At 50.5% G+C, this 14,279-nt stretch carries 8 protein-coding genes; 6 read left to right on the forward strand and 2 right to left on the reverse strand.

Annotation, left to right across the window (positions count from 1 at the left end; genetic code table 11):
* The first annotated feature begins 11 nt into the window (after positions 1-11).
* From LQ247_RS02345 to LQ247_RS02365, 5 genes are read left to right on the forward strand one after another with little or no spacing between them, the layout of a single operon-like run.
* Positions 12-1,634: a (2,3-dihydroxybenzoyl)adenylate synthase gene (locus LQ247_RS02345; protein ID WP_231005523.1), complete on the forward strand. Its 1,623-nt coding sequence runs from the start codon at positions 12-14 to the stop codon at positions 1,632-1,634.
* 25 nt (positions 1,635-1,659) lie between these two features.
* Positions 1,660-2,586 carry an isochorismatase family protein gene (locus LQ247_RS02350; RefSeq protein ID WP_035337878.1) on the forward strand — a complete coding sequence of 309 codons (927 nt, stop codon included), beginning with the start codon at positions 1,660-1,662 and terminating at the stop codon, positions 2,584-2,586.
* Between the two features lie 14 nt (positions 2,587-2,600).
* Entirely contained in the window at positions 2,601-9,767 is a 7,167-nt protein-coding gene (locus LQ247_RS02355; protein WP_231005526.1) for an amino acid adenylation domain-containing protein, read from the forward strand.
* Between the two features lie 2 nt (positions 9,768-9,769).
* On the forward strand, positions 9,770-9,994 hold the full coding sequence (locus LQ247_RS02360; RefSeq protein ID WP_095323618.1) for an MbtH family protein: 225 nt from the start codon (positions 9,770-9,772) through the stop codon (positions 9,992-9,994).
* Complete coding sequence (locus tag LQ247_RS02365; RefSeq protein ID WP_105981267.1) at positions 9,991-11,424, forward strand: MDR family MFS transporter; 1,434 nt, start codon at positions 9,991-9,993, stop codon at positions 11,422-11,424. Before LQ247_RS02360 ends, LQ247_RS02365 begins: the two co-directional genes overlap by 4 nt.
* Positions 11,425-11,476: 52 nt before the next feature.
* On the opposite strand, the gene cls is transcribed toward LQ247_RS02365, so the two are convergent.
* Complete coding sequence (gene cls, locus LQ247_RS02370; protein ID WP_025810656.1) at positions 11,477-12,925, reverse strand: cardiolipin synthase; 1,449 nt, start codon at positions 12,923-12,925, stop codon at positions 11,477-11,479.
* Between the two features lie 247 nt (positions 12,926-13,172).
* Between cls and LQ247_RS02375 the strand changes: the two genes are divergently transcribed.
* Positions 13,173-13,616 carry a YwnF family protein gene (locus LQ247_RS02375; RefSeq protein ID WP_025810657.1) on the forward strand — a complete coding sequence of 148 codons (444 nt, stop codon included), beginning with the start codon at positions 13,173-13,175 and terminating at the stop codon, positions 13,614-13,616.
* 50 nt (positions 13,617-13,666) lie between these two features.
* On the opposite strand, the gene LQ247_RS02380 is transcribed toward LQ247_RS02375, so the two are convergent.
* On the reverse strand, positions 13,667-14,164 hold the full coding sequence (locus LQ247_RS02380; RefSeq protein WP_020453226.1) for a GNAT family N-acetyltransferase: 498 nt from the start codon (positions 14,162-14,164) through the stop codon (positions 13,667-13,669).
* Between the last annotated feature and the right edge of the window lie 115 nt (positions 14,165-14,279).

Below are 14,279 nucleotides of genomic sequence, written 5' to 3' on the forward strand. Positions count from 1 at the left end.
AGGGATAAAGGATGTTGAAAGGGTGCCCAACATGGCCGAAGGAGTTTGCGGATAAATATCGGAAGGAGGGATGCTGGCGAGGCGAAACATTTGGGGGAATGCTGAGGGAACGGGCCGAAAAACATGGCAGCCGCATTGCCCTTACATACGGAGATACCCATTTAAGCTATCAAGAGTTAGACAAGAGAGCCGACTCTTTGGCCGGCGGTCTTTTAAAGCTTGGGATCAAAAAAAATGACCGCGTCGTTGTCCAGCTACCGAATGTCATCGAGTTTTTTGAAGTTTGCTTTGCACTCTTCCGAATCGGAGCTCTGCCTGTCTTTGCGCTTCCATCGCACAGACATAGCGAGATCACGTATTTTTGCGAGTTTTCTGAAGCTGCTGCTTATGTGATTCCCGATCATCACGCAAGGTTTGACTACCGCAAGCTGGCGAGACAGGTAAAGGGAAAGCTGCGGGGGCTTCGTCAGGTCATTGTCGCCGGCGAATCGGAGGAGTTTGAAGCGCTGTCGGGCCTTTATGATCAGCCTGCACCTCCGCAGAACGTCCATTCAGAAGATGTCGCTTTTCTTCAGTTGTCAGGGGGAAGCACAGGTCTTTCTAAGCTGATCCCGAGGACGCATGATGATTATATATACAGCTTGAGGGTCAGCGCAGAGATTTGCAGGCTTGATCACAACAGCGTGTATCTTGCCGCTCTTCCAATCGCTCACAATTATCCGCTCAGTTCGCCGGGAGTGCTCGGTACACTCTATGCGGGAGGCCGAGTCGTTCTTGCGTCAGGAGGCAGCCCGGATGAAACCTTTCCTCTGATCGAAAAGGAGAGGGTAACGATCACAGGTCTCGTACCGCCGCTTGCGCTAATCTGGCTTGACGCTGCTCCGGCGCGCCGGGACGACTTGTCAAGTCTCCAGGTCCTTCAAGTCGGCGGAGCGAAATTCAGTGCCGAAGCCGCCAGACGCGTCACATCGGTGTTTGGCTGCAAACTGCAGCAGGTTTATGGCATGGCGGAAGGTCTGGTCAACTATACCAGACTTGATGATCCTGAAGACACGATCGTTCACACACAAGGCAGACCGATGTCTCCGTTTGACGAAATTAAAATTGTGGATAAAGAAGGACGCGAACTTGGACCCGGACAGACCGGGGAGCTTCTGACAAGAGGTCCTTATACGATCCGCGGCTATTACAAAGCTGAGGAACATAATGCCAAAGCGTTCACAGAAGACGGGTTTTACCGTACGGGCGACTTGGTCAAAGTCAATTCATCAGGCTATTTGATTGTTGAAGGACGAGCCAAAGACCAGATCAACAGAGGCGGGGAGAAGGTTGCCGCGGAAGAAGTGGAAAACCACCTGCTCGCACATCCCGCCGTACTCGATGCGGCGGTTGTCTCGATGCCGGATCAATTTCTCGGTGAAAGAACGTGTGCGTATGTTATTCCACGCGGCGCTGCACCTGCTCAGGCTGAATTGCAATCGTTTTTGAGAGAAAGGGGCCTTGCAGCCTACAAAATACCCGACCGGGTGGAAATGGTTGAAGCATTCCCGCAGACAGGCGTAGGAAAAGTCAGCAAAAAAGAACTGCGTACAGCGATTGCTGAAAAAATGTCTGCAGCTAAGAATATCACGTGATAAAAAAATGAGAGGATGTGATTTGATGGCCATTCCTGCCATCTTACCGTACCAAATGCCAGAAGCATCAAATATGCCGAAAAACAAGGTGTCATGGACTCCTCATCCGAAGCGTGCTGCACTTCTCATCCATGATATGCAGCAATATTTTCTCAACGCTTACCGTTGCGGCGAGTCTCCGGTAACAGATCTGCTGGCTAATATTAAGAAGCTTCGGAAGCGATGTGCCGAGCTTGGCATTCCGGTTATTTTCACGGCTCAGCCAGGCGCTCAGACACCGGAAGAACGGGGGCTTCTCCAAGATTTTTGGGGACCTGGAATCGGTCCTGATTCCGATGAGCAGAAGATCGTAGATGAGCTGAAACCGAATGAAGGCGACATCGTTCTGACCAAGTGGAGGTACAATGCGTTCAGAAAAACCAACCTTTTAGGTGTGCTGGAGGAGCAAGGTCGGGATCAGCTCATCATCACCGGCATCTATGCCCATATCGGCTGCCTGATGACGGCATGTGATGCGTTTATGCAAGATATTGAAACGTTTTTTGTCGCCGATGCGGTGGCGGATTTCTCATTAAAGCATCATGAAATGGCCATCACATACGCAGCTGACCGCTGCAGCGTCACAATCACTGCGGAACAGCTTTTGAGCCAGCTGAAAGATGACGCAAGCCATGAACACGCAAAAGAAAGCTCTCATGCACTGACAAAACAGATCATTCGCGAACAGGTCGCATCGCTTCTTCTTGAATCGCCTGAAAAGATAAGCGACAGCGAAAATTTGATTTACAGGGGACTTGATTCCGTGAGAATCATGAGTCTCGCGGAGCGCTGGCGCCGAGCGGGGCGGGAGGTGTCATTTGTGGAGCTTGCGGAGGACCCTTCGATTGAAAACTGGTGGAGACTGTTGTCCTCCTCTAAAGAAGCACCATTGCCGAATGCAGACTATCAATGAAGGAGGTCGCCTTAATGCCTGAATGTCAACATAACCGAAAGCCATTATCAGGAGCGCAAGCCGGCATTTGGTTTGCTCAGCAGCTTGATCCGGAAAATCCGATCTACAATACAGCTGAATACGTTGAAATTAAAGGCCCGCTTGATCAGGAGCTTTTCGAGAAAGCGCTGCGCCATGTCATGAAAGAAGCTGAATCATTCCATGCCAGATTTGGAGAAGATCAAGACGGACCGTGGCAAGTGATCGTTCCGTCGGCAGATTTTCCGATTCATTATGTTGATGTCAGCTCAGAAACCGATCCGGAACAGGCGGCGAAAAGCTGGATGAAGGATGACCTTGCCCGTCCGGTTGATCTGACTCGCGGTCCGCTTTTTACAGAAGCGCTTTTCAAAACGGCGCCGGATCATTACTTCTGGTATCAGCGAACTCACCATATCGCAACGGACGGGTTCAGCTTTACATTGATCGCCGAGCGGCTGTCAAAAATATATACCGCATTGATGCAGAACAAATCGATCGATCAGAGCGGAGCCTTTGGCTCCCTCGATTTGATTCTCGCGGAGGAAACGGCTTACCGCGCATCAGAGAAGTATCAGGAAGATCGGCAATTTTGGCTTGAGCGATTCAGCGATGAACCGGAGGTAGTCAGTCTTGCCGAAAGGGCGCCGCGCACCTCTTCAAGCTTTCTTCGCAGGTCTGACTATCTGCCGAGTGAACATGCTGAGCGTCTTCTGTCTGCCGCAAGCAGAATGGGGGCAACTTGGCACGAAACCGTGATGGCAGCAGCTGCAATATATGTTCATCGGCTGACGGGGGCAAATGACGTCGTTCTCGGGATGCCGATGATGTGCCGCCTTGGGTCAGCCGCTCTCCATATTCCGGGTATGGTCATGAATCTCCTTCCGCTTCGGATTGGCATGCAGCCGGACATGAGCGTAGGAGAGCTGGTCAAGCAAATCTCAGCAGAGATGATGAAGCTGAGGCGCCATCAGCATTACCGCCACGAAGAACTGCGCCGGGAACTCAAGCTGCTTGGCGAAAATCAGCGGCTGTTCGGTCCGCAGCTTAATTTGATGCCTTTTGAGCAACGCTTGAATTTTGCCGGCTGTCAAGGCATCGTGCATAATCTTGCCACAGGACCTGTGGACGATCTGTCAATCAACATTTACGGCCGCCCGGACGGAGGCGGGTTGAAAATAAACATGGATGCAAACCCCGCTGTTTATCATGCGGATGAACTTGAACATCATATTCATCGTTTTCTTACTCTTCTGAAAACGATTGCCGATTGCGAGCGAACTCAGCCGGTGGGGACGTTGGATATTCTTCTCCCGGAAGAACGCGCTCAAATTTTGATCGAATGGAATCAAACAGACCGCGGTCTTCCAAATGAGAGTCTTACGCAACGATTTGAAATGATGGCGAAGGAGTACCCTGAATCTCCGGCAGTCGTTTCCTATGATGAGGTTCTCACCTATTCCGAATTAAATAAAAGGGCAAATCAACTGGCTCATCTGCTGATCAATAAGGGGGCGAAACCCGAGACATTCGTTGCTTTGGCCCTGCCGCGCTCAGCGGAAATGATTGTCAGCATGCTCGCCGTTCTCAAGGCTGGAGCGGCTTATTTACCTATAGATCCCGATTATCCGGCTGACAGGATCGAGTATATGCTCAATGATGCACAGCCGCTGTTTGTCATCACCAGCAAAAAAGCACAAGACATGATCAGTTCGCAAACGCCGAAGTTCATCCTTGATGAACAAACTGTTATGGAAAAAATCTCCGGATGTTCTGAAGGAAATCCCGGCAGACAGCATTCCGGCGCTCAGCCGGCATATATGATTTATACATCCGGATCAACCGGCAGACCTAAAGGCGTAGTTGTACAAGCTGAAAGCTTATTCAATTTTTTGCTTTCAATGCAGGATATGTTCCCGCTTAATCAAGACGACCGGCTGCTGGCCGTCACAACGATTGCATTCGACATCTCAGCACTCGAAATTTATTTGCCACTGATCAGCGGGTCGGCAGTCGTTCTTGCCGAGAAGGAGACGGTACAAGACCCCTCCGCATTGGCTAAAATGATTGAAACATACGGAATCACAATGATGCAGGCCACACCGACCCTTTGGTATGCATTGGCCTCGAGCGCTCCGGAGAAGCTTAAAGGTCTTCGTGCGCTTGTCGGAGGGGAAGCTCTGCAAGCCAGCTTGGCCCGGCAATTGCAGCAGCTTGGATGCACATTAACGAACCTTTATGGACCGACGGAAACAACGATTTGGTCTACAGCCGCCGCGCTGGGAGGCAACTGCACGAAATCTCCGGGGATCGGCCGTGCGATTTGGAATACGCAGCTGTATGTTCTAGACGCCGGATTGCAGCCCGTGCCTCCGGGAGCGGCTGGAGAACTTTATGTGGCAGGAACAGGAGTGGCGCGCGGCTACTTGAACCGTCATGCTCTCACGGCTGAACGCTTTATTGCGAATCCATACGGGCCGCCTGGATCGAGGATGTACCGGACGGGCGACCTCGTGCGCTGGCGCGAAGACGGGTCGCTTGATTATATCGGCCGTGCGGACCATCAAGTCAAAATTCGCGGATTCCGCATTGAGATGGGAGAAATAGAAGCGGTGCTTGCAAATCATCCGGTTGTTAAACAAGCTGCTGCTATTGTTCGTGAAGACCAGCCCGGTGATCCGCGTATATTTGCGTATGTCGTTCCCGCTTCGGGAGAAAGCCTTCATCCTGTCGAGCTTCGCGGCTACGTTGGTGAAACACTGCCCGACTATATGATTCCGTCTGCATTTGTCATTCTTGATGAACTGCCGCTTACGCCGAACGGAAAGCTTGACCGCAAATCCCTGCCGGCTCCGGCATTGAGTATGCATACGGGGGGACGTGAGCCAAGGACACCTCAAGAGGAAATATTGTGTGATTTATTCGCTGAAGTGCTGGGGGTGCCGCGAGTCAGTATTGATGACAGCTTTTTTGATCTCGGCGGACATTCGCTTCTGGCAGGCAGGCTTGTCGGCCGGATTCGGGAAACGCTTGGCGTCGAACTCGGAATCGGCCGTTTATTCGATGAGCCCACAGCCGCCGGGCTTGCCAAACAGCTTGATCAGGCGCAGAGCGCCCGTCCGGCATTGCGTAAAAGAGAGCGCCGGGAAGAAATTCCGCTGTCCTTCGCGCAGCGGCGCCTATGGTTTTTGCACTGTTTGGAAGGACCGAGCCCGACCTATAATATTCCGGTTGTCGTTCATTTAACCGGACGTTTGGACCAAGAGGCGCTGACAGCCGCTCTGAGCGATGTGGCAGCAAGACATGAGCCGCTTCGAACAATTTTTCCGTATCAGCAGGGGACAACACACCAGCTGATATTGGAAGCGGATCAAGCGCGTCCCGAACTCGCTGTATCCCATGTCAGCGAACATGATTTGGAAAAAGTCCTGGCTGAGGCTGTTCGGCACCGTTTTCATTTAGAAAAGGAACCTCCGTTTCGCGCCCAGCTATTCGTACTCGGACCGGACAAATTTGTTCTTCTTCTGCTTTTGCACCATATGATTGGCGACGGCTGGTCTTTAACGCCGCTGACCCGCGATTTGGAAACCGCCTACAATGCGCGTCTGAATGGTGAGGCACCTGCTTGGGAGCCGCTTTCTATACAATATGCCGACTATGCCGTATGGCAGGAACATCTGCTTGGACATGAGAGCAATCCGGACAGTCTGATTGCCAAGCAGCTCGGGTATTGGTCAAAGGCATTGGAACATCTGCCTGATCAGCTGGAGCTTCCGACTGATCACCCGCGTCCGTCGGAATCAAGCTACAGAGGCGGTACGATTGATCTCAGCATTGACGAACAGCTACACGGCCGTTTGCTCGGTTTGTCCCGCAGCACCGGAGTCAGCATGTTCATGATTTTGCAGTCGGCCCTTGCCTCACTGCTGACACGGCTCGGAGCAGGCCACGACATTCCGCTCGGGAGCCCGATAGCGGGAAGAAACGATGATGCTTTAGGCGGAATTGTCGGATTGTTCGTTAATACGCTTGTGCTCCGAACAGATACATCGGGTAATCCAAGTTTTCGGGAACTTCTGAACAGAGTTAGAAAAGTAAATCTTGCAGCATATGAGCATCAGGACCTTCCGTTCGAGCGCCTTGTTGAAGTGCTCAATCCTGCCAGGTCAAGAGCGAGACATCCGCTGTTCCAAATAATGCTCGCCTATCAAAATACGCCTGAACCTGAGCTTGAACTTTCCGGCCTTAAATCAGACATTGACATTCGCAGTGTCGGCGCAGCCAAGTTTGATTTGACGATTGAGCTTCGGGAACATCGAAAAGCGGATGGAACACCCGCAGGTATCGGCGGATTTGTGGAATACAGCACAGATTTATTTGAGCGAAATACGGTTCAAACATTGGCCGAACGGCTTGTCAGACTGCTGGATTCAGCAGTATCCGACCCTGATCAGCCGATCGGAAGACTTGATATTCTCCTTCCGGCCGAACGTGAAAACATGCTGGCTGACTGGAGCAAATCGTCCAACAACATACCTTGTTCATCTTTGCCTGTTTTATTTGAAAAGCAGGCTGCGAAGGACCCGGAAGCCGTTGCGGTTATATATGAAAATGACTCGCTCACATACGGCGAGCTCAATAGACGCGCTAACCGGCTTGCCCATCTCCTGATCGCCAAAGGGGTCGGTCCTGAACAATTTGCTGCCCTGGCGCTGCCAAGATCTTTGGATATGGTTGTCGGACTGCTTGCAGTGCTGAAAGCTGGCGCGGCATATGTGCCTCTGGATCCGGACTACCCGGCAGAAAGGATAGCGTTTATGTTGAATGATGCACATCCTGCCTGCATCGTTACGAGTTCAGCGGTCGAATCATGCCTTTCTGTTCCCGCATCTGTTGCACGGATTGTCCTTGATGACCCTTGCATACAAGAGGAACTGAACGGATGCGCTTCTGCGAATCCGGTTGATGCCGACCGTACGAAGCCTTTGCTGCCTCTTCACCCGGCGTATGTCATTTACACATCCGGTTCGACCGGCAAGCCGAAAGGAGTGATCGTTCCACATCAAAATGTCGTGCGGCTGTTCGGAGCGACTGACCAATGGTTTCATTTTGGCTCTGACGATGTTTGGACGATGTTTCATTCTTACGCATTTGACTTTTCGGTATGGGAAATTTGGGGAGCGCTGCTCAATGGGGGACGGCTTGTCGTGGTGCCTCATACAATCAGCCGCTCGCCGGCCGACTTTCTCAATCTTCTCGTACGCGAGGGAGTGACTGTGCTCAATCAGACCCCTTCCGCATTTTATCAATTGATGCAGGCTGACCGGGACAATGCTGAGACAGGAAAGTGCCTTTCCTTGCGCTTTATCATTTTTGGAGGGGAAGCGCTCGAACTGAAGAGGCTTGAAGATTGGTATGAACGCCATCCGGAGCATTTCCCGCGGCTGATTAATATGTACGGAATTACAGAAACGACGGTACATGTCAGCTATATTTCCCTCGATCAGCAGACTGCAGCACTTCAAGCGAACAGCCTGATCGGTCAAGGGATTCCCGATTTAGGTGTATATGTGCTTGATGAATACCTTGAACCGGTACCCCCGGGCGTCACCGGAGAGATGTATGTGTCGGGGGGCGGCCTCGCACGGGGTTACTTGGGCAGACCCGATTTGACGGCAGACCGTTTTGTCGCTGATCCGTTTGGTCCGCCCGGAACCCGGATGTACCGAACCGGCGATCTTGCCCGCAGGCGCCAAGACGGCTCTCTTGATTATATGGGCAGGGCCGATCAGCAGATCAAGATCCGCGGCTTTAGAATCGAACTCGGCGAGATAGAAGCGGTGCTTGTCCGCCATCACAAGGTGAATCAAGCTGCTGTAGTTGTAAGGGAAGACCAGCCCGGGGACAAGCGCCTGATCGCCTATGTTGTCCCGACGTCTGAAGAAGAAACTGATCCGGCTGAGCTGCGCCGGTTTGCCGCAGGCACTCTGCCGGAGTACATGGTGCCTTCTGCATTTGTAAAAATTGCAGACCTGCCATTGACTCCAAATGGCAAACTTGATCGAAAAGCGCTGCCTGAGCCTGATTTTGCCGCGGCTGTTAAAGGACGGGGGCCAAGAACACCGCAGGAAGAAATCTTATGTGATCTTTTTTCAGAAATCCTCAATGTGCCGCGGATTGGTATTGATGACGGATTCTTCGAACTTGGCGGTCATTCTCTGCTCGCCGTACAGCTGATGAGCCGCATTCGTGAAGCGCTCGGCGTCGAGCTCGGCATCGGCGACCTGCTTGAAGCACCTACTGTCAGCGGACTCGATGAACGGCTTGAATCCGGCGGCGGGCAAAGTGCGCTGGATGTACTGCTTCCGCTGAGAACCGGAGGCAGTCAGGATCCCCTGTTTTGTGTGCACCCGGCCGGGGGCCTCAGCTGGTGTTATGCCGGTTTAATGACGGCACTCGGGAAGGAATATCCGATATACGGCCTTCAAGCTCGCGGGATCGCAAGGCAGGAAGAGCTTCCTGATACGCTCGACGACATGGCCGCGGATTATATCAGGCACATTCGTACGATTCAGCCAACAGGGCCTTATCGTCTTCTCGGCTGGTCTCTCGGAGGCAATGTTGTACATGCGATCGCAACTCAGCTGCAGGAACAAGGGGAAGACATTTCGCTTCTTGTCATGCTTGATGCATACCCGAATCACTTCCTTCCAATTAAAGATGCACCTGATGAGCAGGAAGCATTGATTGCACTCTTGGCATTGGGAGGATACGATCCGGACAGCCTTAACGGGGAACCGCTGAAACTTTCCAGTGCGATCGATATACTGCGCCGAGACGGCAGTGCGCTTGCCAGCCTGGATGAGGCTGCGATCTTGAATTTAAAGGAGACTTATGTGAATTCCGTCCGGATTTTAAGCGAATATAAGCCCCGCGTCTTTCATGGTGATATCCTGTTCTTCAAATCTACCGTGATACCGGAATGGTTTGATCCGATCGATCCGGAGTCATGGCTTCCTTATCTGAACGGAAACATTGATATTCATGATATGGATTGCCGGCATAAAGATTTGTGCCAGCCGGAGCCGCTGGCCGAAATCGGACGTCATGTTGCGGAAAAACTGGACGGCTTGAAAAAGATACGGACAAGTAGGGAGAGATAACGATGACAAATCCTTTTGAAAATGAACAGGGCACATATGTTGTTTTAATGAATGAGGAAGGCCAGTATTCACTCTGGCCCGCCTTTGTTCATATTCCGGCAGGGTGGGAGATTGTCTGCGGGGAAACGAGCCGCAGCGCCTGCATCGACTATATCAGCTCGAATTGGACCGATCTCTCGCCGAACAGCTTGAAGCCGGCTGCAGAAATTCACGGCGGTCAGCAATGAAGAGAAGGCCGTTCAATCAAAGGACGGTTGTCAGCATTGTATATGTAACGGCCATGTTTATGGCTGCAATGGATGCGAGTGTCATTAACATGGCATTGCCCGCCATCATGAACGAATTTCAAACTTTGCCGTCTGCTGCAGGCACAATTAACATCGGATACTTAGTCAGCTTGGCGGTCTTTCTTCCCGCAGCCGGCTGGTTTGGAGACCGCTTTGGGACAAAGCGTGTTTTCCTTGCCGCGCTTTCCATATTTACGGCTGCATCCGCATTATGCGGAATTGCTGACAATCTGGCGGCATTAAACGTATTTCGCGTGATCCAGGGAGCCGGCGGCGGATTGATCACACCAGTGGGAATGGCAATCTTGTTCAGGACGTTTCCTCCGCACGAACGGGCTAAAATTTCGAGAGTTCTCGTCCTTCCGATTGCGGTCGCGCCTGCGGTTGGGCCGATCATCAGCGGGTTTCTGACGGATCAGCTGTCATGGCGCTGGATTTTTTACATTAATATTCCGATCGGTATGATCATTCTGCTGTTTGGCCTGTTATATCTTCATGAACATATGGAGCCGAAAGCGGGGAGATTTGATTGGCTAGGATTTCTTTTGGCTGGGCCGGGAATGGCGTTGGCAGTTTTTGCACTCAGCCAGGGGCCTGTGCAGGGCTTCGGCTCTCCGAATGTGCTTGTTTCAGGAACCGGGGGAGTGATTCTCCTCGCCATTCTCGTTTTTGTCGAGCTGAGGGCTGAGCATCCGCTGATTGAACTGCGCTTATTGAAGGACCGGGTTTTTGGAATGATGAGCGTCATTTCGCTTTTGACAGCAGGCGGACTCCTTGGCATGCTCTATATATTTCCGCTGTTGTGCCAGGAAGCACTCGGCTATTCTGCGACTGATACCGCTTTGATCACGTTTCCCGAAGCATTAGGCTTGATGCTGGCCTCCCAGCTGATGCCGAGGTCGTTAGATAAGCTCGGGCCGAGGCGGGTCATTTCCGTTGCGCTTTTAGGCGCCGCTGTATTGTTTGGGCTGCTGAGCCTGACCGGATACGGGTCAAATCTGTGGCTTCTCAGGCTGCTGCTGTTTTCGGCGGGCTTTTTCCTGGGGCATGCGGTTGGCGCGGCGCAGGTTGTTTGTTTTGCCAACATTTCATCCTCATCAATGGGCCGGGCAACGACGCTGTTTAATGTGCAAAACCGGCTCGGATCTGCTTTTGGAGTTACCGTCATGTCGTGCGTCCTTGCCGTGCTCAGTCAGCCTGGCGCAGGGATAGAGCCCGATTTATCAGCTTACCGGACCGCTTTGCTCGGTGCAGCCGGCTTCCTCATGGCAGCATTTTTCATCGCACTCAAGCTCAAGGACGCTGACACTGAACGTCAAATGGACAAGCATGCTTCAGTTTCCAAAGGTGCGGCGGCTTCCGGTAAGTAAAACAAAAATCCTCCCGTTTCCGGGAGGATTTTTTTACCGCATGAATGACGCGCTATAAAATCGGCGAAAGCAGGATCGAAATGGCTTCTTTGAAGCGGATCGATTTGCTTCTGTTTAAATATTCCTCATAGGTCAGCTCCCTTGAGACTTGCAGATCTTTTTCAAATGATAGGACAAGGCTTCTCGAAATTTCCTCATCGTATAAAAAAGCATTCACTTCAAAATTGAGCTTGAAGCTGCGCATATCAATATTTGCCGTGCCGACCGATGAAATTTCTTCATCTACAACAATTGTTTTCGCATGGATAAATCCGTTGTCGTAAATAAATACGGAAGCGCCGGCTTTTAAAAGTTCGCCGATGTAAGAATAGGTAGCCCAGTACACAAAAGGATGGTCGGGTTTGTTAGGAATCATGATTCTCACGTCAACGCCGGACAGACAAGCAATTCTGAGGGCATCGAGCAGGCTTGCGTCCGGAATAAAATAAGGCGTCTGTATAAGAATCGACCGCTTTGCCGTTGATATCATTTTAATATAGCCGTTTTTAATCTGCTCCCATTCTGAATCGGGGCCGCTGGTGACGATTTGCATGCCGATGTTTCCGTTGGAATCGATGTCAGGAAAGTGGTTTGGCATATATGTAATATCGTGATGGTGAGAGGCCTGATTCCAATCCAGGATAAAACGCGTTTGAATCGAATGGACTGCCGTTCCTTTGATTCTGAGATGCGTGTCCCGCCAATAGCCAAAAGCCGGATTTAGACCGAGGTATTCGTCCCCGACATTAAATCCTCCGACATAGCCGATGACGCCGTCGATGATGACGAGCTTGCGGTGGTTGCGGTAATTCATGCGCAAATTGATAAATTTAAAACGCGACGGGAAAAAAACTTCGACAAATCCTCCCGCCTTTTTCAGCTCTTTGAAAAAGCTTTTCCTGAGGCTTCTTGATCCCAATTCATCATACAAAACGCGGACTTCAACGCCTTCTTTTGCTTTTTTGATCAGCGCGTCCCGCAGCTTTTTTCCGATCTCATCGCCTTTATAAATATAATATTGAAGATGTATATGGTCTTTGGCGTTTTCAATGTCGCGAAGCAGTCTGTCGAATTTCTGGCGTCCGTCCGTTAACAGCTCGACCGCATTGTCTTCCGTGAAAACGGCGTGGTTATTCAGAATGTGCATATAAATCAAGTCTTTGCTGTCCGCCGTCGCTTTATTGCGAAATTCAAACTCGCGGTTTTTCAGCTTGGTCAGCTGCTGTTCCAATATTTTTTCCATCCCGATCCTCTTTCGGTCTTCCCATTGAAAAAGGTGATTCCTGCTCAAATTGTGGCCGAAGAGCAAATAGAGGATAAAGCCAAGAACGGGAATAAAGAAGAGTACCAAGAGCCAGGCCCAGGAGGAGCTTGCATCCCGGCGTTCCCTAAAGATCACAACGATTGCCAATAGCGTGTTTAAAACTAATATAAAGCCGAGAAATATCGATGTGATGCTGATATTTTTAATAATATCCATATTGAACCTCACAAGACGGATTTGTTTTTATACATTCCATTTATAACAGTTACTCCCCTTTCAAGCAACTATCTCATGTTATACGGGGCGGGGGACGGAAAGTTCCTAATAAAAAGGGGAAAGGCAAAAAACTGTAAAACATGTTGGATCTAAGTTACGATATACATATAAAAAGCGTGATTTAATCAGCGAAACAACGCCTCTTTAACCAAATCGGGAGGGATTGATTATGGATATGGAACGTTTCCATCAAATGCCGGCTTTTATGAAAGAAGAAATGGATAACCTCAAGCATGTGGCGGCGCCGTTCTTAAAGAAAAGGCTGATATTTCTTTTTATCGCGATTCCGCTGCTTGTTGCTTCATTGGTTTATCTTTCTTCTTTTTGGGGGCAGGCGTCCTATGGAACCGATTCAATGATAAAAATCGGCTGCGCTGCCGCAGCAGCAGCTTTCGGCATGGCGCTGTTCAGAGAGTCGTCTTACCAAAAAAGAAATGTTCAGCAATCGGTGATGAAATATATATTGGAACGGATGCAAACAAGCGAAGTGCTTTCCGATGAACGGAAAAGCCGGTACGTTCAGGCGGTCAAAGAAGAGCCGTTTACTGTGATGAGAAGCTTTTTGGAATTTTTAAATGAAGAAGAGATCAGAAGGCGCAGGCTGGCTGAATGATGAAAGAAAAAAAGAGCTGCATGACAGCTCTTTTTTTCGTGCCATGATGATCAGGCTTCATTCAATTCTTTTCCTAATATTTTTAAATCGTACCGTATTCGATCCATCTCGGCGATTCCGGGAAAGTGTCCCCACTCGGTAAAGCCGTATTTTTTGAAAAGCTTGATGCTCGGTTCGTTGTGGGCAAAAATAAACGCCATTAAAGAACGGATTCCAAGCTTTGGCGCAGCTTCAAGCGCTTTTTCAAGCACCGCTGAACCCGCCCCTTTGCCGCGGTGGTCTTCATGAAGGTAAATGCTGACTTCGGCGGTTTTGTTATAGGCGGGCCTACCGTAAAATGATTCGAAGCTGATCCAGCCGGCGATATCCCCTTGTTCATTTTCCACAATATAAAGAGGCCTTGCCTCGGTATGGTTCAAAAACCAGTTCAGCCTTTCTTCAGGTGTGACGGGTTCTGTATCTGCCGTAACCATTCGCGACGCAATGGTGGAGTTGTAAATATCGACTACTGCGGGAAGGTCTTCCCGATTGGCGATCCGTAGTTTCATTCTCTCTGTCCTTTCTTCATATGTTATATCTTCGGCGTTTTTTCCGTTATCATGCACATTGGTGAAATTTCAGGTTTTAGGTCGGTTTTTACATAAAAACGAAGCAGCCGGTGCA

Source organism: Bacillus sp. BS3(2021), from assembly GCF_021043345.1.
Lineage (GTDB): Bacteria > Bacillota > Bacilli > Bacillales > Bacillaceae > Bacillus > Bacillus paralicheniformis.

Excerpts from the sequence above, each read along its gene's own strand:
- LQ247_RS02345 (WP_231005523.1), top strand. The coding sequence starts at position 12 with ATGTTGAAAGGGTGCCCAACATGGCCGAAGGAGTTTGCGGATAAATAT.
- LQ247_RS02350 (WP_035337878.1), top strand. The coding sequence starts at position 1,660 with ATGGCCATTCCTGCCATCTTACCGTACCAAATGCCAGAAGCATCAAAT.
- LQ247_RS02355 (WP_231005526.1), top strand. The coding sequence starts at position 2,601 with ATGCCTGAATGTCAACATAACCGAAAGCCATTATCAGGAGCGCAAGCC.
- LQ247_RS02360 (WP_095323618.1), top strand. The coding sequence starts at position 9,770 with ATGACAAATCCTTTTGAAAATGAACAGGGCACATATGTTGTTTTAATG.
- LQ247_RS02365 (WP_105981267.1), top strand. The coding sequence starts at position 9,991 with ATGAAGAGAAGGCCGTTCAATCAAAGGACGGTTGTCAGCATTGTATAT.
- LQ247_RS02375 (WP_025810657.1), top strand. The coding sequence starts at position 13,173 with ATGGATATGGAACGTTTCCATCAAATGCCGGCTTTTATGAAAGAAGAA.
- LQ247_RS02380 (WP_020453226.1), bottom strand. The coding sequence starts at position 14,164 with ATGAAACTACGGATCGCCAATCGGGAAGACCTTCCCGCAGTAGTCGAT.